We start from the raw sequence: 19,766 nt of genomic DNA, 5'->3' as shown, positions 1-19,766 counted from the left end.
CTACCAACCGTCCATGTAAGACGATCACTGAGGGGAGGGGCGGCGTTTCCTCCCGGCCGTAAACAGCCGGGTTTCCACGCCGCAATTCCGATGACGGATCGGCACGCACATCGCCCGAACAGATATTGGAAACGCTGCTAAGCCCGCTCGCCGCCCGCCTGGACTTCATGCACCCCGGCGACACCCTCGTCATACCCGGCACTGGACCGGCTCGCGCTCGGCATCAGCCCCGGCACGCTCTACCACCACATCCCCGACCTGCGAGAGCTGCGCGCCGCCGGCCGAGCCCGCCACCGGCATTACCGACTGACCGGATACAAGATCACCCGCGTTCGGGCGGGCGAACGGCGGGACAGCAGCCATCCCATCAGCGCGGCGGCGAGGCCGGCAAGCCCAGCCGTCGCGAATCCGCCTGCCGGTCCGGACGTGTCGATCGCCCCGCCAACGATCGGGACGCCAAGGGCGAAGCCCGCGCCCAGCGCCGAGGACTGCAAGCCTGTCGCCTCACCGCGCACGCTCGCGGGTGCCAGCCGGCTCACGGCGTCGGACAGCGCGGAAAGAGCCGGTGCGGCAAGCAGCCCCGCGCCGCAGCCTGCCACACACAACCAGCGCCAGTCGTCGGCCAGTCCCGCGGGAATGGTTACCAGCCCGAGCAGGCCGAGCAGCAACCAGGCGGGCAGCGGTCGCGGGAGCGCGCCATACAGAAGCCCGCCAGCGATGGAGGCCGCGCCGTACACGGCCACCACGACGGCGGCCCAGGAGACCTGGCCGGCTTCCTTGAGAGTGGCCACGATGGCCAAGTCGGTACCGTTGAGCACGATCGTCGCGCCGAACGCCATCACCAGCACCGCGATCAATCTCGGGCCCAGCCACTCCCGGCGACGAGGGCGGCCGGCTGGATCGGCCGGCGCCTCGTCCTCGGCCCGCAGCGAGGGGTTGAGCAGGGCGATCCCCGCTCCGCCCGCCACGATCGCAGCGCCGACGCCCCAGGCCACCACGCCGGAGGGCAGTTGTGCCGCGCAGAGGATCACGATCGGCGGGCCTACCATGTAGGACAGTTCGCCCTGTATCGCTTCCAGCGCAAAGGCGGCCTGGCGCTGTCCCGCCTTCGTCATCGCGGCGATCGCCTGCCTGGTCACCATCGGGGCCGGCACCATCAGCAGACCTGCTACGAAGGCGACGGCCAGCAGAGTCGTGTACGGCAGTACCGCGACGCTCAGCCAACACGCGACCTGAACCACGACGGTGATCAGCAGCACGATACGCACGCCCCGCCGGTCGATCATGCGGCCCAGCAGCGGACCGCCCAGCGCGAGACCGGTGGTCATGGCTGCCGCGGCTCCTCCCGCTGCCGCATAGCTCATGTCCAGGCCTAGAACGACGTACATCGTCAGCGCCATCCCGGAGGCCGTGATCGCGGTGCGGGCGAGCAGCGAGACGCCCAGCAGCGATGCCATCCCGGGCACGGCGAGCACCTGTCGGTATCTGGTCACCTGCGGGACGCTAGGTCATCCGCCAACCCATAGGAAGTGGCGACCTTCTTGGGCCTGGCATAATGAATGCTTATGGCCAGGGATCTTGAGACGGCGTTGCTGCGGTCGTTCGTCACCGCCGTGCGGGCGGGCAGCATCAGCCGCGCCGCGACCGCGCTCGGACATACCCAGCCCGCGCTCAGCCAGCAGTTGCGCAAGCTCGAGAGCGTTGTCGGCCGTCCGCTGCTTTACCGGTCGCCGTCTGGCGTCTCGCCGACCCGGGCAGGTGAGGAACTCCTGCCGTACGCCGAACGCATCCTCTCGCTCTCCGCGCAGGCACTCACCGAAACCGGGCGCGCGCTTACCGGCCGCTGCGGCGTCGGGTTGCTCGAAGACCTCGCCGCGTCCCAGCTTCCACAGGCCCTCGCCGACCTCGCCGGGCTGCACCCCGGCGCGACGCTGGAGGTGCTCACCTTTTCCAACGCCGCGATGCGGGAGGCCTACGACGCGGGCCGCGTCCAACTCGTGCTCGACGAGGTGCCGTACCTTCCCGGACCGCCGCGCTGGACGGTACGCCGCCCGCTGGTCTGGGCGATCGGCCAGGGCGTGGACGTGGCTGCCGATCCGCTGCCGGTGGTGCTGTTCTCGAACCCGTGCTTCTGGCGTACGTCGGTGCTGGAAACGCTCGAACGTGCCGATCGGCGCTGGCGGGTGGCGTTCGAAAGCAACAGCCTGCTCGGTGTGCTCGCCGCGGTACGGGCCGGGCTCGGCGTCGCGGCGCTCATGCCCGCAAACCTCGAACCGGTCATGGCCTGCCACGACGCAGACGCCCTGCCGGCCCTGCCGGACGTCGAGCTCGGTCTCGCACGGCACCCACGGACCGAAGGTGATCCGCTGATCGATGCCGTGGAGACCGCGCTACGACGCATGATCTGAGTATCGCGGCTGGTCAGCGCGCCGGTTTCCGAGCACACCTCGCGGCCCCGCCCGGCAGCCTGCTTGACGAGCCGGCATTCCCGGACCAGCTACCAGCTACGCCCCAGTCGATCTGTGTCACGGCCGTGCATCGAGGAATCGCGTGATCGCAGCCGCGACGGCTTGGTGGTCTTCGAGCATCGGTAGATGCCCCGTATTCAGGTCGTTCTGCCAGGCTGCGCCGAGTCGCTCGGCGCAGCGTTGTTGCAGCGCAACCGGCAACTCACGGTCGTCAGTGGTGCGCAGGTAACCGCGCCACCCGCTCCACGACCGGTGAGCAATCCGGTCTCGATAGAGGGCGGGTGACTCGGGGGTGAAGTCGGCGATGATGCGGTCGGCGACCTCCTCGTCCAGACCATGGGCGAGACCACGTCTGATCGCCGACGCCGGCGGCCGGGTACCGGCGACTCGCATCGCGGCACTGAGCACCCACCGGTTCGGCACCGGCATCGCCGAGATGAACGAACCTCCCGGCTGCGGGATCACGGCACTGATCGCCAGGAACGCGCTGACGCGTTCCGGCACGAGCCGGGCGACCTCGGCGCCGATCACACCACCGGCCGAATGCGCGACGATCACGAACCCACCCGGCGGTGCGGAGTCGATGACCGCCTGGGCGTAGTCGCGCAACCGGGCCCGGCCGCCCTGCGGTCGGGAAGCGACACGGGTCTGCTGCCCTTCGCCGAGGTCGCGGCGGACGTCATCCCAGATCCAGGCGGGAAGCCCGGCGCCGCTGAGGAACATGATCGGATCGCGTGCAGTGCTCATGACACCAGCGTCGCCTCCAGCAATGTCACCGGCATGTCACTATTTATTGGATGAACCGAACTGACCGTCTCTACGCCCTCCGCGAGGAACTACGGCGCGCGGGGTCCGCCGGGCGCTCGGCGGAACGACTCGCCGAGGTCTTCGAGGTCAGCGTCCGCACGATCAAACGGGACATTTCGGCTCTGCAACACGGCGGCTTCCCGGTCTGGGCTCGCCCCGGACCCGGTGGTGGCTACGTCGTTGACGCCGCCGCGACCCTCCCGCCGGTGAACTTCACCGACGCCGAGGTCTCCGGCCTCGCCGCCGCCGTGGCCGCCCACCGCGGACAGCCCTTCGACAGCCACGCCCGCGCCGCCCTCGTCAAGGTGCTCAGCGTGATGGACACCCGCACACGAGAAAACGCCACCGCGTTGAACGGTCGGGTCTGGATCGACCACACCGACACACCCGGCGATGCCCGGACTCGGCACGCCATCGAGCAAGCACTCCACACACAACGCGTCCTCGTCGTGGACTACCGCGACCGGCATGGCACGCCCACCACCCGGCAACTCGATCCCGTGCTCCTGGCCCGCACCCAAGGACACTGGTACCTCGTCGGGCACTGCCACACTCGTCAAGCGATCCGCTGGCTCCGCCTCGATCGCATCAGCGCCGCACGCCTGACAACCCAGCCCGCCACTCGTATCCCCATCGAAGCCGTTGGCACACCGCCCACCACCGCCGAAGCCATCGCCGACCTGTGACGCCATCCGTCATCGCCGACCAGTCCGCTTCCACGGTCGACCGACACCAGACCCTGGCGCACTGCGGCCAGGCAGGGCGGGTCCGGGTTGACTTCTGCCTCTGCGCGGAAAGCAACAACGCTATCGAGTACCCCGCCGAATGGCACCTTCACGCGCCGCCTTCGCCGCGCGGGGGCCGTTGGCTGTTGTCCCCGAACGGCAGCGCTTCGAGGACGTAGTTCAGCTCTTGCGATTCGGGTCGGTGAGAGCGTCCCAGTCGTCAGCGCTCATCGGGAACGGCCCCCAATGCGGCAGGTAGAAGGGTCGCCGCGGTGGGTCGGCCACCGTGAACGGCTTGAACTCCGGATCCGCGATCACCCGGTAGACGAACTCGGCCGTCGACATGTCGAGCTGGTGCCATGGCTCGATGCCGTCCGACCGCGCGACCACAGGCCACCGGTCGGGCTCCACAGCGCGGTCCGCCAGCCAGTAGTACTCCCCCTCGGTCTGATCGCTGCCCCATTGGATCAGCCCCGACCCCTTGCCGGGCTCGTAGATCTCGTAGGGGGCCCACAACTGCGCGGAGTCACTACTGCTTGGCCACTGCCGGGAAAAATCCCACGTCCGAAGCAGCGGCTGCGCGTGATCGTCGGTCGGCCGCAGAAGGTCTAGGTAGGCGTAGAACGCCCCCGGCACGAACCGCCGGCACAGTTCCTTGAAGTCCGTCGGCAGCGCGACGCCCAGCTCGGCTTCCACCTGCTCCCAGCCGACGCCATCCTCGGGCTCCTGGCGCCATCCGGTCACGTCGATGATCCGGTCGATCCACGTCAGCTGATCATTCACGGCCGGCAAAGTAACAGCACAGGCCGACATCCCCCGTGACTCGAGCCCCTGTGGGAGCGGCCTGACCGCTTCGGAGGCACTGAAGTGGTCACCGAGCACGCCTCCTGTTGCTGTCTGTCGCCGTCGAGAGGAACGCGTGGAGGGTGTGGGTGCCCGGCGGGCCACGGCCGCCGGGCACCCACACCACCTTCAGCAGCAGCTTGACGCGGTCCCGCTGGTTGCGGGTTCCGTCTCGGCAGCCGGGGTGCAGCAGGCGGTCTCGGCGGTCTTCTCCAACTGTGGGGAGTCGGCCTTGACGGTGTAGACCTCCCAGGGTTCGTTGCCGGGGCCGCGTACCCAGACCTTGTCCTGGAGTGCGTAGCAGCACTCGGTGTCGTTCTCTTCGAGTGTGATGAGGCCGGCGTCGGTGAGGCGCGTGGTGGCGGCGTTGACCTCGTCGGTGCTGAACACCTCGACGCCCAGGTGGTCCATGACGGTGGGTTGGTCGGCCTCGCCCTCGAGGAGGACGAGCTTCAGGGGCGGGTTCTCGATGGCGAAGTTGGCGTAGCCGGGTCGGCGCTTGGCCGGCTCGACACCGAACAGCTGGGCGTAAAAGGCGACGGAGCCTTCGAGGTCGGACACGCGCAGGGCGAGCTGGACACGGGACATGGTCATTCCTCCTGGCGGTTCAGCGGATGCAACGGTTGGTGAGTGGGGTAGTGCGGGCGTGCTCGTAGCGGGCGTCGGCGCGGCAAGCCGGGGCGCACACCTGCCCACGCGATTCGCAGAACGTCACGGCTTGGGCGTCGAGGGGACGACGGCGGAACAGCTTGATCATCGCTTCGTCCTTGCCTAGATGGTTTTCGAAGCAGGACCCACGTTGCACCCTGTTTTGAAATCTGTCAACCTAGAGGCATGTCGAAACAAACGCTGCCGGTGGTGGACCTGAACGCGGTCGCCTGCTGCTCCCCCATCGCGGCGAGCCCGATGGACGCCAATCAGGCAGCGGCGGTCGCACCGATGTTCAAAGCCCTGGGCGACCCGGTCCGGCTGCGGCTGATGTCGATGATCGCCTCGGTGCCGGAGATCTGCGTCTGCGACCTGACCCCGGCGTTCGACCTGTCCGGGCCGACCATCTCCCACCACCTCAAACTGCTGCGCGAAGCCGGCCTGGTCGACTCCGAGCGTCGCGGCACGTGGGTCTGGTACCGGGTGAAGCCGGAAGCGTTCCAGCAGCTCGGGGCGCTGCTGACGATCTCCACCACCCCGGCCGCCGGTGGCACCGCGTGAGCCTCACCCTGCCCCGGCGGGCGTCGGCGGAATTCGCCGGCACCGCCCTGCTCGTCGCCGCCGTCGTCGGATCCGGGATCGCCGCCGCCCGACTCTCCCCCAGCGACGTCGGTCTCCAGCTGCTGGAAAACGCGATCGCCACCGCCCTGGCCCTGGGCGCGCTGATCCTGACCTTCGGGCCAGTGTCGGGCGCGCATTTCAACCCGGTGGTGTCCGCCGTCGACTGGTGGCTCGGCCGCCGCGCCGGCAACGGCCTGACAGGCCGCGACCTGGCCGCCTACACCGCCGCCCAGATCGGCGGCGCGATCGTTGGGGCGGTCCTGGCTGACCTGATGTTCGGGCTGCCGGCCGTGGCCTGGTCCCGCACCGATCGGACCGGGGGGAGCCTGTGGCTGGGCGAGGTGGTCGCCACCGCCGGCCTGGTTGTCCTGGTCTTCGCCCTCGCCCGTTCCGGCCGCACGTCCGCCGCGCCGGCCGCCGTGGGCGCCTACATCGGCGCGGCCTACTGGTTCACCTCGTCGACGTCGTTCGCGAACCCGGCCGTCACCATCGGCCGGGCCTTCACCGACACCTTCACCGGCATCGCCCCTGCATCCGTGCCCGGCTTCATCGCCGCCCAGCTCGTCGGCGGCCTGGTCGCCGTCGCCGCACTCGCCGCCTGGTACCCAGGCGCCGCCGATGCGGCTGACGCCGTGGTCGTGCCGCACCTCGCCGAGGAGAGCCGATGACCGCTCCCGCCAGCACCACAGGAATCACCATCACCGCCATGGGCGACCAGTACGCCGACGTCGTCCTGGACATCTACCGGCTCGGCATCGCCACCGGCCACGCCACCTTCGAAACCGAGCCACCGACCTGGGAACAGTTCACCGACAGCCGGCTGCCCGGCCACCGCTGGGTGGCCGTCGACCCCACCGGCCGGGTCCTCGGCTGGGTTGCCTGCTCGGCCGTGTCCGACCGGTGCGTCTACGCCGGGGTGGTCGAGCACTCCGTCTACGTCCACCCCGACGCCCGCGGCCGAGGCGTCGGCCGGCTCCTGCTCAACGCTCTGATCGCCTCCACCGAGCAGGCCGGCATCTGGACCATCCAGTCCGGCCTGTTCCCCGAGAACACCGCCAGCCTCGCCCTGCACACCGCCTGCGGCTTCCGCACCGTCGGCACCCGTGAACGCGTCGGCTGCCACCACGGGACCTGGCGCGACGTCACCCTCATCGAACGCCGCAGCCCCACCATCAACTGACAGGAACACCACCGTTGACATCCTCCCGGCCCTGAAGGAGCCGGGATTCCCGCGGTTGCCCGTGAGGGTTCCTGTTTCATCGCCGACTGCCTTTCCGGGAGGACTTTCCCTTGAGGTCTTCTGCCAGCTCCGCAGGCGTTTTACCTCTCCGCCAGCCCGGCGGCGAGGATGTTCTTGGCAGCGTTGATGTCCCGGTCGTGCTCGGCCTTGCAGCCGGGGCACGTCCAGGAGCGGTCGTTGAGGGCGAGGGTGGTGTTGATCCGCCCGCAACCGGAGCAGGTTTTGGACGTGGGCAGCCACCGGTCGACGGGGATCACCTCACGCCCGTACCACTGGGCTTTGTACTCCAGCATGCTGCGGAACTGACCCCAGGCCGCGTCGGAGATGACACGGGCCAGGCGGCGATTGCGGAGCATGTTGCGCACGCTGAGGTCTTCGATCGCGACCGTTTGAGTCTCACGGACGAGTCGAGTGGTCAGCTTGTGCAGGTGGTCCCGACGCCGGTCGGCGATACGGGCATGGATCCGGGCCACTCTGAGCCGGGCCTTGGCCCGGTTCGCGGAGCCCTTCTGTTTGCGGGCCAGGTTCCGCTGCGCCTTGGCCAGCTTGCGCCGGTCGGCCTGCCCGTACCGCGGGTTGGCCACCTTGCCCTGCTCGTCGCTGATTCCGGGGATCGGGTGGGACAGGGTGAGCAGACTGGTGATGCCCGCGTCCACACCGACCACGCCCGCGACCGGCGGCAGCGTCTTCACGGTCAGGTCCTCGATCAGGATGGATACGAACCAGCGGCCGGCGGCGTCCCGGGACACCGTGACGGTCGACGGCTGCGCCCCTTCGGGCAGGGGCCGCGACCACACGATGTCCAACGGGGTGTTCATCTTGGCCAGCGTGAGCTGACCGTCACGCCAACGAAACGCGGAACGGGTGTATTCGGCCGACGCCCGCGACTTGCGCTTGGACTTGAACCGCGGATACCGGGCCCGCTTGTCCCAGAACGCCACGAACCCCGCCTGCAGATGCCGCAACGTCTGCTGCAACGGCACCGACGACACCTCGTTCAGGAACGCCAACTCCTGCGTGCGTTTCCACTCGGTCAGCCACCCCGACGACTGCACATAGGTGGTGCGCTGACGGTCCACCGCCCACGCCCGGGTCCGCGCTTCCAACGCCCGGTTGTACACCACACGCACGCACCCGAAGGTGCGGTTCAACTGCCCAGCCTGTTCAGGAGACGGGTAGAAGCGGTACTTGTACGCCCGCTTCACCACCTCACCCACGCCTCACACCCTACCAACCGTCCATGTAAGACGATCACTGAGGGGAGGGGCGGCGTTTCCTCCCGGCCGTAAACGGCCGGGTTTCCACGCCGCAAATCCGATGAGCGACAAGCCCAGCGTCCTGTTCGTCTGCGTCCACAACGCCGGCCGCTCCCAAATGGCCGCCGGCTGGCTGCGCCACCTCGCCGGCGACACCGTCGAGGTCCGCTCCGCCGGCTCCGCCCCCGCCGACCAGATCAACCCGGCCGCCGTCGAGGCCATGCACGAGGTCGGCATCGACATCACCGACCAGACCCCCAAACTCCTCGAATACGCCACCGCCGAGTCCTCCGACGTCATCGTCACCATGGGCTGCGGCGACGCCTGCCCCGTCTTCCCCGGCAAGCGCTACGAGGACTGGAAGCTCGAAGACCCGGCCGGCAAGGGCGTCGAAGCGGTCCGCCCGATCCGGGACGCGATCCGCACCCGGGTGGAGAAGCTCCTCACCGAACTGCGTCCCACCGCCTGACCAACCCGCCGGCGCTGCCCGTCCGCCCGGTCACCCGTCGGGCGGGGGCCGACACTCGCTCATGCGGGCCGTTGACACGGCCGGGACAGGTCAACACGACTCCCTGCCCGCAAACGCGTGGCGCAACAGCCCGGTTGGTCAAGCGGGTAAGCGTCCGGAGGGACACGCACCAACGGACCGGCCGAGGCTGCCCCGCGCAGCGGGGCGGGCGGCGGGTGGCGGACGCCACCTGCCACCCGCAGTCGTCTGCCGGGCAGTTGCCGTCAGTCGGCTGAGCCCAGCGCCGCGACCGGGCTGACCTGGGCCGCCCGGCGCGCCGGGGGCAGCCCGGCCAGTGCGGTTCCCACCGCCAGCGCCAGCACCACCAGGGCGAGTTGCCCGACCGGGAACCGCACCAGCGTGTCCTCGGCGAACGCCGCCATGGTCAGCGTGGCGTACGGCAGGGCCAGCAGCAGGCCGGTGGTGGCGCCCAGCAGGCCGTACAGGCAAGCCTGCCCACCTGGCGCCCAGCGCCCAGCGCCCAGCCGTCGGTGCCCATCTCGCCGGTGTACGTCAGTTGGGTGTGGCCGCGTCGTCGGTGAGGCAGAAGCGTTCCCGAACGTGCGGCACGGGGCCGCGCACGAGACGGGAGTCGACGTGGCGGTGGCCGGCGGGGTGGGGCTGGTGTTCTGCCGGGACGACGTGCTCTGGTGATCCACCGGCGGGCGTACGGTGACCGCCTGGCAGACCCTGGACCTGCGCACCCTGACCTGAGCCGGGCGGTGCCCCCGGCCGGTCAGACGTTCACGTGGAAATGCACCGCGAAGTAGCCGGTGTTCGCCGTGGAGTTGGACGCCTCCACGCCGACCCACCCGTGGAACGTCCCAGTGTCGCCGATCACCTGGAGCTGCGGCTTGCGGTGCGAACCACCGGCGTAGCAGGTGCTCGACGTCAGGCAGGTGCACCAGTGCTCGTAGAAGTTCCGCCGGCCCGCTCCCGCGAGGTAGTAGCGGATCGGGGCGGAGGTCGCGCCGTTCGGGCAGGACGAACAGGTGGCGGTCGGGGGGCTGAGCCAGCTCAGGCAGTTCCCGTTGCATCGGGCGAACGACCGGAGGTCCATCCCGCTGGGGCCGGCGGCACCGGTGCTTCCGCTGTAGCCGGCGTACCGGCCGGTGTACTGGGCCAGTGGGATGTTGCTGACCGGCGTGTACGCGTCGTTCGAGGCGGAACTGCCGAAGCCCCAGCCGACGGTGACCCCGTAGTTGGAGCTGACGAAGTCGAGCCGGGCCAGGTCGCTGGCGGGTTGGCTGACCGCCCAGGTTTCCTGGACGTCCCCGCTCCAGGTGATGGTGATGCTGTCACCGGAGTTGGTGTACGTGCCGCTCAGGGACTTCACGACGCCACCGGGCTGGAACTCGGCGGCCGTCCGCACCTCGCAGTCGTGGCCGGTGCAGCCGGTCGTCCGGACGCCTGTGCCGGCGGCCCCGACGACGGTGGCCCGGTTCCAGTACCAGAAGCTCTCGGTCACCGTGCCGTTGCCGAAGAAGTAGTAGGTCGCCAGCCGGACCCAGACCGGACCGGTGGCGGGCGCGCCGGCGGCGGGGATGGCCCCGAGCGCGACGCTGTAGATGCGCCGCCCGCCGGGGTAGTCCACCGCCTGTGCGGGCACCGGCAGGACGACCGCTCCCATGGTCAGCGCCAGCAGCGCGGCGGCGAGATACCGCCAGGTGATCCTCCGTCGACGACCCATACGTCACTCCCCCTTATGACCGACCGGTCGACATATCGTATCTGATCGATGCCGACCGGGATGGTCCCGCGGCGCGGGACGCCCAGGGAAGCCGTGCCGGGTCAGGGGCCGTACGGGTCGGGCCGACGTTCCAGGAGTTCGTGCAGGGTCGGGAGTGTCGAGTTAACGGCTGATGACCTATTCAAAGAGCGGGGCGTACCCGAACCTGGCCAAGCACATCGAGGCGGCGCAGAACAGCGGGCTACCGGGCGAGCACCCGAACGGCACGCCCCTGCGGCGGCTCGTCGACTCCGCGCAGAAGCGCCTCAACGGCGACACGGCCCGCCCGCGGGGATGGATCCGGCCGGGAAGCAAGTCTTGCGACGAGTACCCTGCCGGTCGACGAAGCAGGGTGCGGCGCAGACCGTCGCCCGCGACGCCCACGGCTTCCGCAACCCCGTCAACCAGCGCTTACGCACCCACAGCGCGACCACCTGGCGAGCCCGTGGGCACCTCGACGCCCGCTAATTTCGTTGAGCCCGCACCTGTGATCGTGTTGGCTAGCGGCAGCGAAACCGCTGGTGTCCGCTTGGCTGTAGCAGGGAGTTAAACGTGCAGGACATTGTCGTCGACCCCGGTGCCCATAATCGGGCAGCCTGGGACAAGTATGTCCAGGAGGGCAACGAGTGGTCGAGGCCGGTGAGTGCTGAGGATGTCGAGCGCGCCCGTATGGGCGACTGGTCGATTGTTCTCATTGGGCGTGAGCCAGTCGACCGCTCCTGGCTGCCGACGGACCTGACCGGCAAGGACGTGTTGTGCCTGGCCTCCGGCGGTGGCCAGCAGGGTCCGATCCTCGCCGCCGCAGGGGCGCGGGTCACCGTGTTCGACAACTCGCCCCGCCAGCTCGGCCAGGACCAGATGGTGGCGGCGCGCGACGGACTCGAGCTGCGCACCGTCCTGGGTGACATGCGCGACCTCAGCGCCTTCGGCGACGCGGCATTCGACGTTGTGTTCCACCCGGTCTCGAACGTATTTGTACCCGACTTGGCACCGGTGTGGCGTGAGTGCTTCCGCGTCCTGCGACCGGGCGGAACTCTGCTCGCGGGCTTCCTCAACCCTGATGTGTACTTGTTCGACCACGAGGCCCTCGAGGAGCGCGGCGAGCTGGTCGTCGTGCACAAGCTGCCCTACAGCGATGTCACGCAGTACTCCGCCGAGGAACGCGCCACGAAGTTCGGCGCGGATGCCCCTCTTGAATATAGTCACACCCTCACCGACCAGATCGGCGGGCAACTCGCTGCGGGGTTCGTCCTCACCGGCTTCGCAGAAGCACCGGACCAGTCCAACGCATCCGCCCAATACATGTCGAACTATTTTGCGACGCTGGCGGTCAAGCCAGGCTGACCCAGCCGCGGCGCCGGCCGAGACGGCCGTGAACCACGAAATGCCATTCGAAGATTGGCCACTGGTTTATTCGATATGGCCAATCTCCGACTGGCCAAGTGGAGCGCTGTGCCAGCCGACCCCACTAACTTCGCTGACCCGGTATAGAAAGGGCTGCCGATCATGGCGGCAACGTCACCGGGTGTTCCCCCGCCGTCTGCGCCGTCCATCCGCAGCTCCCGTCACTCAGTCCAGGGCTTCGGCCACCCGCGATAGTTTCACACACCCAGCCTTCTGGCGGAACCCAAACCCATTCGGGTCGATATCGCTCATCCCCAGCCTCTCGACCGGACCCGCCACTTCGTGCGGGGTCCAGGGGCTGCTCCCCCACCGGCCAAACAAAGCGACAGGATCTCATTCGGAAAACCGGTCAATCGCGAGTGATTGTCGGGCAGGCGGCGCAGATTCCGTCCATCGTGCCGAGTGGGTGTGGTTGGCCGGTCATCGCCGACGACACCAGCGACAGCACGCAGGTCGGCCTTGATGTAGGTGGTGAAGATCCGAGTCTGCCGGTGCGGCCCGCTCGGTTGCCGCACCGGGCTGGCCCGGTGCGGCGCGCTCAGCGGGCGGGCGAGATCGCCTTCACCTGGAACTCCCCGGTTGGCCCGACCTCGATGACGGGCAGCCGACGTCCGACGGCGTTGCCGGTCGTGGCGTCCAGCGTGAAGGTGCCGCCGGCGCCGTGCACCTGGTTGCGCTCGCGGTCGGATCGCCCCAACTCGGAGCGGACGGTTTGCCGCGTGGGTAACTCCCCGGGCTTCAACCCGTTGGCGGTGCGGCTGATCGTCTCCGTCAGTGCCAGCATCGCGTCGTGCATCATGACCCCCCAGCCGTCGGCAAGGTCGGTCGTGTCGAAGCCGAGGCGTTCGAACTCGGCGGTGAGCCGATCGAACTCGGCGATCCCCATTGCCCGCGCGGCCTCTGGGTCGACGTGCGGGGTGTAGACGATGGACAGGCCCGGCTCGTCGCTCCGAGGGAGCAGGTCCGGCCTGGTGCGCAGCATCGACGCGTCTGAACCGGTGACGAGGGTGATCCGACGGTCCCGCGCGCAGCCGCGCTGGCGCAGGTTGTTGATCAGATCGTCCAGCAGCACGGCGCGGCCAGCGTAGAGCACGATGTCCGGTGCGCCGTCACCGCAGAGGTCTTTTGTGATCTCGCGGAACTGGGTGTCCAGCGACGCCTCGGTGTCGAATCGGCTCTCCACACTGATCGAGAGCCTGCGGCCCGCTGCGGCTGTTTTGAACTCCTTGTAGAGCGTCGAGGTGTAGAGGTCGTTGTCGTCGCTGTCGTAGACGAGCATGGCCTTGCCGGTACTCCGTCGGGCCAGGTAGTCCGACAGCACCGCGATCTGGTCACCGGTGGTGGAGTTGACCCGGGCGAACCCTCTGATGTAACGGCTGGTAGTGCCTGCCTCGGCGGATGGCTCGACGTTGAACTCGGTGGCGGTCAGTACCGAGGCCACCATCGGGATGCCAGCCGCTGACAGCGCTCGTGCGGTCTCCCGGGCGTTTATGGTGCTCTGGCCGACACCGATCACACCGACCAGCCGTTCCTCGCCGGCTACCTCGATGAGCTGGTCGACCACCCGTCGCCACTGCTGCTGTCGGCTGCCCGGGTTGGCCAGCAGCAGCCGGACCTTCGGCTCGCGCTTGTCCTCATTGGCGGCAAGCTGGGCGATGTGGGCGCCTTCGAGCTGGGCGCGGATTCGTGGCCAGGTCACGCTCCCCACGCCGGTGGGCAGCAGCGGCGTGAGGAGCGCGACGGTGACATGTGGCCGCTCTTGCACGCGCTTGTTCTCCGCCAGAATCCGCCGCTGCACTGTGGCGAGCTCGCCGCCGAACACGTAGGAGCCGTCGGTGACCCCGACACACTCGCCGTCCCGTTTATCGACGCCGTCGTCGCAGCTGGTGAACCTGGTCACCCCGAAGGCGACCGCAGAGCTCAGCAGCAGCGCCACCACAGTGATGACCGCCGCCAGCCTGAGCCGCGCCCTGCTCCGAATGACCTTCGCCATCGGCGGTGTGAAGTCGACAGTCTCTCGCCGCGGCGCCGACGCCTGGCGCCGCCCGGGAGGGCTCGGCACGGGGCTGCCGCCCGCCTCAGCCCTGGCCTCGAATCGCGCCGCAGCTTTGAGGAAATCGTTGCGCGGCACGCCCGGCCGCTGTGCCAGCGTCTTCAGGTCCCACGCAACGCTGCCGTAGAGGTCCGCCCGGTCTGCGGTGGACAAGGGGTCGTTGGCAGCCCACAGTGCCACCACCACGCGGGCGACCGTCCGACCGAGCTCATCAGCCGGTCCGGCGCGGCCGGTCACGGCGAGCACCTGCGTAGGGTCGGCGTCGTCGGTATCGAGGTCGTTGGGCGCCGCGGTAACCGCATCGAGCTCGGCAAACCACGCCCGCCCGTCAGGCAGCAACTCCTCTAGGCGCTGTACCACCGCGTCGACGTCCCGAAGCGCAAGCGCGTGATAGAAGCGGTCGGATTCCCGGCCGTTGTCCCGCAACCAGGTGTGCACCGCCGTCCACCGTTCGGGTGTGCCAGCCAGGCGGCGCAGCAGCAGGTGGCGCAGGGCGGGCAACATGGCCTCGCGCCCCGTACCGGTGTCTTGCACCCTCAGTTCGGCGGGCACCAGTCCGGCGCCGTCACGCGGCGGAGGCACCAGGCCGCTGCGCGCCAGCTCGTCGGATTGCTCGACGTCCCTGGCGGCGGAGCAGGCTTCCAGGGTGGCCAGCACCGCCTCCGATGGCGAACCGAGCAGCTCGCGCAGTAGCCGCTCCTCGACGGTGACCGGGGCCTTGTCGACCGGGCCTCGCCAACGGGACCCCAGTAGCCGCTTCACGGACGTTGCCCCGCCGGTGTGGTCGTCGATGGCCTTGGCGATCACGGCAGTGGCGGCGGGATGACCCTGGGTGAAGCGGTACACCTCGGCCGCGACTGCGCGGCGCGCGCCGAGCCGGGGGCCGGCGATGTCGGACACCATGTCCGTGACCTCGTCCAGGGTCAGGTCGCGCAGCGCCACCGGATAGGAGTCGCTGGCGAACTGGCCCTGCCGGCGTTCGAGGTAGTCGTCGTAGCTCGCCTCCTCGGCGAATGGGATCTCCTCGTCCGGCGCCACGTGCCGCACTACGCCGCCGGCGCTGGTGGCGACTACGGTCAGCGGATCCGCTTCGCTGCGGCGGGCGTCGGCGAGCGCGCGGTAGAGCAGGCGGCCGGGTTTGGTGTCGATGTCGTCCAGCAGCAACACGCAGTTCAGCGACCATCTGGCCGCGCGCCGCTTGTCGAACGCGGCTCGCAGGTCGGCCAGGAAGGCGGCCCACAGTAGCTCGGTGGCTTCCTTGCGCTCGGCCTCGCTCGCGTCCTCCCGGGTGAGCTTGTTGAGCCACACCAACTGGTCGTACGCGTTGTCACCGGAGCCGTACCACTCCAGCCCTTCACCCAGCATGACGCGGCGGCCGAGCCGCCACGACACCAGGCCGTCCAGCAGGAGCTTCGGCCCGTACTGAGCGGCCGTGGTCGCTCCCGGGATGGCACCCATCCCCGCAATCGCGCCGCTGATATCTTGCGCCAGGTTGCCGAGAAGTATGCGAAGCTGGTCGATGTGCCGCGCATCTTCCAGCGCGTTCCGGATGATTAGGCGGGCAGCCGGGCCAGGGGCGTCGATTTGCGCGGAGATTGCCACCTGGGCAGTGACGAAGCGGGGGAACGGGATCGAACGATAGCCGGCAGCGTTGCGGTTGAGGTCGAAGGCGAGCAGCGACAAGACTTCCCAAGCGGTGGTGCTCTTCAAGTTGCCGCAGTTGACGCGCGCGTACGGGACCTTTCCCTTGAGTTCGCTCTGCAGAACGCCCAGCAGCGCAGTCTTCCCGCAGCCCTTGGGACCGGTGAAGATCAGCATCGGCGTGCGGCGGGTGGTCGGCAGGCCCTTCAACTCCGGCCGAGTCGCGAACTCACGGACAATCGCGAGTGCGCGATCCCTACCACGCAAGTCGAACGCGTCGTTAGCCATTCACACCCCCACCTGAACGAGTACAAGTTGACATAGCTGCCTCACCGAGCCTTGGCACGACTCCTGTGTCGAAGGATCGTACGGGCTCCTCCCCTCGCGCCGCACCAACACCAGCCGCCGTTTGAGACTCTGCTGATAGGAGCAGGAAGACGTGGACACGTCCGCCACGTGATCGTCGCTACGTGGTCTCGAAAATGAACCGCGACGGGCGAAGTGGGTGGCGGTGGAATTGGCTGACGTCACCGACGTGACCGAGGATCTTGGGGAACAGCACGATGGCGGTGCCGTGGACTTCGGACAGACCCTGATTCGATCACAAATACACGGCACCCATGCTCAGGGTGTGTGCTCATGCCGTGAGCGCACTAGCGTAGCTTTCATCGACCACGCGTCTGCTGCATCGTGCGGCGGATCCACCCACGCTTCTGGGCGAGGTGGTGAGTGCCGACCGACTCATTGTTGTCGGTGCTGTGCCCGGCCGCAAGCGGCCGGGCACAGCCGGTCCAGGACTTGTCAGTCGACGACGGGTGGCGCCGTCTTCGCCGCGGCTGCCAGGGCCGCCGCCGCGCTGGCGTACGGGTTGTACGTGTACGTCCGAGACAGGCTGCCCGGGATCGTGAAGTACTCGACGGACAGCTTCGCGGGGTCGGTGGCGATCTGGCCCCGGGCGGGCAGGTCGTCGCGGTCGTCCCAGCCCCACGGCGCGTTGGCCGAGTTGATCGAGCAGTCGAGCGTGTCCACTCCACAGTCGCCGGAGTCGTCACCGGCGAAGGTACCGAGGTTCGCGAACAGGCTGGTGTTTGCCCGCTGCGCCCACAGGCCGTCGCTGGCGAAGATGTCGATGAGCTTGTATTGCACGTCGCGGTCGTCGCCGCTGCTCGGCGTCTCCGCCACGGTCGACGGGTAGTACACGATGCCGTCGCCGACGATGTTGTACTGCGGGTACGCCTTCAGGCCGTGGCCCTTCGCCTCCTGCGCGGTCACCGGGTGCAGGAACGCGTCGTGCGGCGACGCCTGGAGTTGCAGGGTGCCGTCGACGCTTTCCCGGCCGCTCGTCCAGGTGCTCCCGGCCGGGGTGTACGAGAAGAAGTTCGTGTGCGCCACGGTGACCGCGGAGCGCATCACCCCGTACGTGGATCCGTCCCGCTGGATCGCGAGAAGCACGCCCTCGCCGTCGTTTTCGTGTTCGGTATCGAAAAAGTTGTCCGTCCAGTCCCGAGGGTGGAAGAACAGGTACGTGATGTACCAGTGCGTGCTCGTCTCCAGCACGGAGTAGTAGGCATGCGCGGCGAACGAGACACCCGCCTGGCCGGCGCGGTCCCAGTTGTTGCGCCCGTTGAGATCGCCGTCGAAGTCGATCTTCGTGATGTAGTCGGACCTGCCACCGAGCGCGTGGCTGCCCGTGACGTCGACGTCCTGGTAGTGGATCGGCGCCCAGCGCAGCGCCAGCTGCGCCCTGGTGACCGCCGCGCTCGCCGGTGCCGGCACCGCGAACCCCACCGTCACGAGCGCCGCAGCCGCCACGGTCGCCACCAATGATCTCCCAGCGATCCTGCTTTTGTTGGGCATGCGTGCTCCCACGTCCCGGGGTGTAGATAGAACGATGACAATCTATCTTGTCCGCGGCCCCCGACGTGTGACCACCTGACGAAGAAAATCAACGGTGGTGAGGTAGATGAGCAGGAACGGCAGCGGGAGCCCGCGCCCCACCGCAGACAGGAGGACGCCGACTAGAAACCGTCGCCGTTCCATCCTGGAGGGAAGAGCTCGCTGCAACAAGCGCCTGTTCTCCTGCCCTGCATTCCGCACCGCCGCCAGAAGCCCGCCCGCAACCAGGGCGGCGAGGATTTCCGATCCGAATGTCATCGAGCATGCGGCGGCAACTTGTAGCAGGCGGCACCAGCGGCGCGCCCGCCCAAGCAAGGCCGGCCGGCGGTAACCACCCGGGTCGGGAACAGCGTCAACTGTTGACGCGGGTCTGGTTACGTGATGTGCTCGGAGCGTAACGCTAACGGCAATCATGGTCGTTAAGCCTTGAGGAGGACCATGTCTCTCACCGTGCCGCCTGCCCTGCTCGAAGCCGCCGAGGCCGGCCCCGTGGACGACGAGGCTTTCGTCGCCTGTGTCCGGGATTCCCTCCCGTACGCCTGGGACACCGTCAGTCGTGTGGTCGCCGACCTGGAATCGTCCGACGCCGAGTTCGCCGACAACGACGTACCGCCGCCCACTGAGGCGGAGCGTGGGCAGCTGCTGCGTGCGCTGGCCAGCGATGCCATCCGGGCGAGCTTGGAGCGCCACTTCGGGGTGAAGCTGGCGTTCCAGAACTGCCATCGGGTGGCGGCGTTCCGGGTGGGTGCCGTGGACTCCGGCACGTACCGTCGTTTCATCTCGACTCGGGGACAACTGCTCAACCAGTCACCAGAGCTGCGTGACTGCTGAACCGCCCGGCAGCTCGCGGCCCGGCGAGCAGGCCCAATGGCACCTGTTCCTGCTCGCCGGGCACCGCGCCGGCCGCACCCACGCGCAGGCGCTGGCGGACGCGCACCGCTACGGCCTGGCCGCAGAGGCCGCCGGCTACGCCGGCGTCTGGGTCGCCGAGCACCACTTCATCTCCTACGGCGTGTGCCCGTCCGCCATCACCTTCGCGGCGCACCTGCTCGGGGCGACCCGCCGCATCACTGTCGGCACCGCCGCCTGCGTGCTGTCGGTCCGGCATCCGGTGAGCGTGGCGGAAGAGGCGGTGCTGCTCGACGAACTGTCCGGGGGCCGGTTTCGGTTGGGGGTCGCCCGGGGCGGGCCGTGGGTCGACCTGGAGGTTTTCGGCACCGGCCTGGATCGCTACGCGTACGGCTTCGCCGACGCGGTGGAGATCGTGGTGCGGTGGTTGTCGGGCGCGGCGCAGGTCGCCGGCAACGGCAGGTTCCCCTTCCGGCCGGTGCAGGTGGTGCCGCGGCCCCGCCGGCGGGTTCCGATGTGGGTCGCGGCGACCTCGCCCGCCACCGTGGACCTCGCCGCCCGCCACGGCCTCCCGCTGCTGCTCGGGCTGCACGCCGACCTGCCGGAGAAACGGTCGTTGCTCGACCGGTACGCCCAGGTCGCCGCCGCGCACGGCCACGACAGCACGCAGGTACCGCACGCCAGCGCCCATCTGGCGCACGTCGAGGACACCGATGCTGATGCAGCCCGGACGGTGCGAGAGCGGCTCCCAGAGTTGCTGGCCGGCACCAGGGAGTACGTCCGCCTCGACGGCGCCGCGGCCGGCCCGCCCGACATCGAGGAGTACGTCCGGCGTCTGATCGCCATGCATCCGGTCGGGTCGCCGCAGCGGTGCCGGGCGGCCGTGGACGCGGCCGTGGCACTTCCCGGTGTGCGGCATCTGCTGTTTCTGGTCGAGGTGACCGGGGACCGCGCGACGACCCTGCGCACCATACGGCGGCTCAGCAGGGAGGTGTTGCGCCGGAGGTAGTGACGACCGAGAAGTGGGTGAACTGCCCGATGGCGAATCGTTGCGGCGAGTCGCGGGGATACCGCTCGG

The 19,766-nt window shown here is 68.9% G+C and carries 19 protein-coding genes and 1 pseudogene; 10 read left to right on the top strand and 10 right to left on the bottom strand.

Annotated features, from left to right (window positions below; genetic code table 11):
• Window positions 1-299: 299 nt before the first annotated feature.
• A complete protein-coding gene (locus tag ACGF4F_RS36715; RefSeq protein WP_393084996.1) occupies window positions 300-1,493 on the bottom strand; it encodes an MFS transporter in 1,194 nt (397 codons plus the stop codon).
• A 66-nt stretch (window positions 1,494-1,559) separates the two neighbouring features.
• Here ACGF4F_RS36715 and ACGF4F_RS36710 point away from each other — a divergent pair, with 66 nt between their 5' ends.
• Entirely contained in the window at window positions 1,560-2,408 is an 849-nt protein-coding gene (locus tag ACGF4F_RS36710) for a LysR family transcriptional regulator (protein ID WP_357444511.1), read from the top strand.
• A 117-nt stretch (window positions 2,409-2,525) separates the two neighbouring features.
• Here ACGF4F_RS36710 and ACGF4F_RS36705 read toward each other — a convergent pair whose 3' ends face one another.
• Window positions 2,526-3,215: an alpha/beta fold hydrolase gene (locus ACGF4F_RS36705; RefSeq protein ID WP_393084993.1), complete on the bottom strand. Its 690-nt coding sequence runs from the start codon at window positions 3,213-3,215 to the stop codon at window positions 2,526-2,528.
• A gap of 50 nt (window positions 3,216-3,265) precedes the next feature.
• On the opposite strand from ACGF4F_RS36705, the pseudogene ACGF4F_RS36700 reads away from it, so the two are divergent.
• A pseudogene (locus ACGF4F_RS36700) lies at window positions 3,266-3,439 on the top strand (HTH domain-containing protein); the annotation flags it as partial.
• A 42-nt stretch (window positions 3,440-3,481) separates the two neighbouring features.
• Entirely contained in the window at window positions 3,482-3,961 is a 480-nt protein-coding gene (locus ACGF4F_RS36695; protein ID WP_393084999.1) for a helix-turn-helix transcriptional regulator, read from the top strand.
• A gap of 219 nt (window positions 3,962-4,180) precedes the next feature.
• Here the strand turns inward: ACGF4F_RS36695 and ACGF4F_RS36690 are convergent, their stop codons facing one another.
• The 3 genes from ACGF4F_RS36690 to ACGF4F_RS36680 all read right to left on the bottom strand — a co-directional run bounded on the left by ACGF4F_RS36690 (window position 4,181) and on the right by ACGF4F_RS36680 (window position 5,600).
• Window positions 4,181-4,783, bottom strand: a complete 603-nt coding sequence (locus ACGF4F_RS36690; RefSeq protein WP_393084990.1) for a hypothetical protein — start codon at window positions 4,781-4,783, stop codon at window positions 4,181-4,183.
• Window positions 4,784-4,972: 189 nt separating this feature from the next.
• Window positions 4,973-5,431, bottom strand: coding sequence for an ArsI/CadI family heavy metal resistance metalloenzyme (locus tag ACGF4F_RS36685; RefSeq protein ID WP_357444502.1), 459 nt, complete (start codon window positions 5,429-5,431; stop codon window positions 4,973-4,975).
• Window positions 5,432-5,450: 19 nt separating this feature from the next.
• On the bottom strand, window positions 5,451-5,600 hold the full coding sequence (locus ACGF4F_RS36680; protein ID WP_357444499.1) for a hypothetical protein: 150 nt from the start codon (window positions 5,598-5,600) through the stop codon (window positions 5,451-5,453).
• 77 nt (window positions 5,601-5,677) lie between these two features.
• Between ACGF4F_RS36680 and ACGF4F_RS36675 the strand changes: the two genes are divergently transcribed.
• From ACGF4F_RS36675 to ACGF4F_RS36665, 3 genes are read left to right on the top strand one after another with little or no spacing between them, the layout of a single operon-like run.
• A complete protein-coding gene (locus ACGF4F_RS36675; RefSeq protein ID WP_357444496.1) occupies window positions 5,678-6,052 on the top strand; it encodes a metalloregulator ArsR/SmtB family transcription factor in 375 nt (124 codons plus the stop codon).
• Window positions 6,049-6,780: an MIP/aquaporin family protein gene (locus ACGF4F_RS36670; protein ID WP_357444493.1), complete on the top strand. Its 732-nt coding sequence runs from the start codon at window positions 6,049-6,051 to the stop codon at window positions 6,778-6,780. The genes ACGF4F_RS36675 and ACGF4F_RS36670 overlap by 4 nt, the downstream gene beginning before the upstream one ends.
• Complete coding sequence (locus ACGF4F_RS36665; protein ID WP_393084984.1) at window positions 6,777-7,292, top strand: GNAT family N-acetyltransferase; 516 nt, start codon at window positions 6,777-6,779, stop codon at window positions 7,290-7,292. Before ACGF4F_RS36670 ends, ACGF4F_RS36665 begins: the two co-directional genes overlap by 4 nt.
• 140 nt (window positions 7,293-7,432) lie before the next feature.
• On the opposite strand, the gene ACGF4F_RS36660 is transcribed toward ACGF4F_RS36665, so the two are convergent.
• Window positions 7,433-8,569, bottom strand: a complete 1,137-nt coding sequence (locus ACGF4F_RS36660) for an RNA-guided endonuclease InsQ/TnpB family protein (RefSeq protein ID WP_393084981.1) — start codon at window positions 8,567-8,569, stop codon at window positions 7,433-7,435.
• 100 nt (window positions 8,570-8,669) lie between these two features.
• Between ACGF4F_RS36660 and ACGF4F_RS36655 the strand changes: the two genes are divergently transcribed.
• Entirely contained in the window at window positions 8,670-9,077 is a 408-nt protein-coding gene (locus ACGF4F_RS36655; RefSeq protein WP_393084978.1) for an arsenate reductase ArsC, read from the top strand.
• 263 nt (window positions 9,078-9,340) lie between these two features.
• On the opposite strand, the gene ACGF4F_RS36650 is transcribed toward ACGF4F_RS36655, so the two are convergent.
• Both ACGF4F_RS36650 and ACGF4F_RS36645 read right to left on the bottom strand, forming a co-directional pair.
• Window positions 9,341-9,499 carry a hypothetical protein gene (locus ACGF4F_RS36650; protein ID WP_393084975.1) on the bottom strand — a complete coding sequence of 53 codons (159 nt, stop codon included), beginning with the start codon at window positions 9,497-9,499 and terminating at the stop codon, window positions 9,341-9,343.
• A 353-nt stretch (window positions 9,500-9,852) separates the two neighbouring features.
• On the bottom strand, window positions 9,853-10,806 hold the full coding sequence (locus tag ACGF4F_RS36645; protein WP_393084973.1) for a hypothetical protein: 954 nt from the start codon (window positions 10,804-10,806) through the stop codon (window positions 9,853-9,855).
• A 591-nt stretch (window positions 10,807-11,397) separates the two neighbouring features.
• Here ACGF4F_RS36645 and ACGF4F_RS36640 point away from each other — a divergent pair.
• On the top strand, window positions 11,398-12,189 hold the full coding sequence (locus ACGF4F_RS36640) for a class I SAM-dependent methyltransferase (RefSeq protein ID WP_357444484.1): 792 nt from the start codon (window positions 11,398-11,400) through the stop codon (window positions 12,187-12,189).
• A gap of 598 nt (window positions 12,190-12,787) precedes the next feature.
• On the opposite strand, the gene ACGF4F_RS36635 is transcribed toward ACGF4F_RS36640, so the two are convergent.
• Both ACGF4F_RS36635 and ACGF4F_RS36630 read right to left on the bottom strand, forming a co-directional pair.
• A complete protein-coding gene (locus ACGF4F_RS36635) occupies window positions 12,788-16,231 on the bottom strand; it encodes a hypothetical protein (RefSeq protein WP_393084969.1) in 3,444 nt (1,147 codons plus the stop codon).
• Between the two features lie 513 nt (window positions 16,232-16,744).
• The gene (locus ACGF4F_RS36630; RefSeq protein ID WP_393084966.1) at window positions 16,745-17,764 is read right to left on the bottom strand and encodes a hypothetical protein; all 1,020 of its coding nucleotides are present in this window, start codon (window positions 17,762-17,764) and stop codon (window positions 16,745-16,747) included.
• A gap of 513 nt (window positions 17,765-18,277) precedes the next feature.
• Here ACGF4F_RS36630 and ACGF4F_RS36625 point away from each other — a divergent pair.
• Window positions 18,278-18,670, top strand: coding sequence for an SCO5389 family protein (locus ACGF4F_RS36625; protein ID WP_357444475.1), 393 nt, complete (start codon window positions 18,278-18,280; stop codon window positions 18,668-18,670).
• Window positions 18,660-19,697 carry an LLM class flavin-dependent oxidoreductase gene (locus tag ACGF4F_RS36620; RefSeq protein ID WP_393084962.1) on the top strand — a complete coding sequence of 346 codons (1,038 nt, stop codon included), beginning with the start codon at window positions 18,660-18,662 and terminating at the stop codon, window positions 19,695-19,697. The genes ACGF4F_RS36625 and ACGF4F_RS36620 overlap by 11 nt, the downstream gene beginning before the upstream one ends.
• The last annotated feature ends 69 nt before the right edge of the window (window positions 19,698-19,766 follow it).

Origin of the sequence: Micromonospora sp. NPDC047740 (assembly GCF_043204735.1) — a bacterium.
Taxonomy (GTDB): Bacteria; Actinomycetota; Actinomycetes; order Mycobacteriales; family Micromonosporaceae; genus Micromonospora.
Note: the sequence above shows the minus strand (reverse complement) of the source record. Positions and strands in the feature narration are given on the sequence as shown.

Coding starts and splice junctions, on each gene's coding strand:
- ACGF4F_RS36675 (WP_357444496.1), top strand. CDS start 5,678: ATGTCGAAACAAACGCTGCCGGTGGTGGACCTGAACGCGGTCGCCTGC.
- ACGF4F_RS36665 (WP_393084984.1), top strand. CDS start 6,777: ATGACCGCTCCCGCCAGCACCACAGGAATCACCATCACCGCCATGGGC.
- ACGF4F_RS36710 (WP_357444511.1), top strand. CDS start 1,560: ATGCTTATGGCCAGGGATCTTGAGACGGCGTTGCTGCGGTCGTTCGTC.
- ACGF4F_RS36625 (WP_357444475.1), top strand. CDS start 18,278: ATGTCTCTCACCGTGCCGCCTGCCCTGCTCGAAGCCGCCGAGGCCGGC.
- ACGF4F_RS36650 (WP_393084975.1), bottom strand. CDS start 9,499: ATGGCGGCGTTCGCCGAGGACACGCTGGTGCGGTTCCCGGTCGGGCAA.
- ACGF4F_RS36685 (WP_357444502.1), bottom strand. CDS start 5,431: ATGTCCCGTGTCCAGCTCGCCCTGCGCGTGTCCGACCTCGAAGGCTCC.
- ACGF4F_RS36680 (WP_357444499.1), bottom strand. CDS start 5,600: ATGATCAAGCTGTTCCGCCGTCGTCCCCTCGACGCCCAAGCCGTGACG.
- ACGF4F_RS36705 (WP_393084993.1), bottom strand. CDS start 3,215: ATGAGCACTGCACGCGATCCGATCATGTTCCTCAGCGGCGCCGGGCTT.
- ACGF4F_RS36655 (WP_393084978.1), top strand. CDS start 8,670: ATGAGCGACAAGCCCAGCGTCCTGTTCGTCTGCGTCCACAACGCCGGC.
- ACGF4F_RS36645 (WP_393084973.1), bottom strand. CDS start 10,806: ATGGGTCGTCGACGGAGGATCACCTGGCGGTATCTCGCCGCCGCGCTG.
- ACGF4F_RS36635 (WP_393084969.1), bottom strand. CDS start 16,231: ATGGCTAACGACGCGTTCGACTTGCGTGGTAGGGATCGCGCACTCGCG.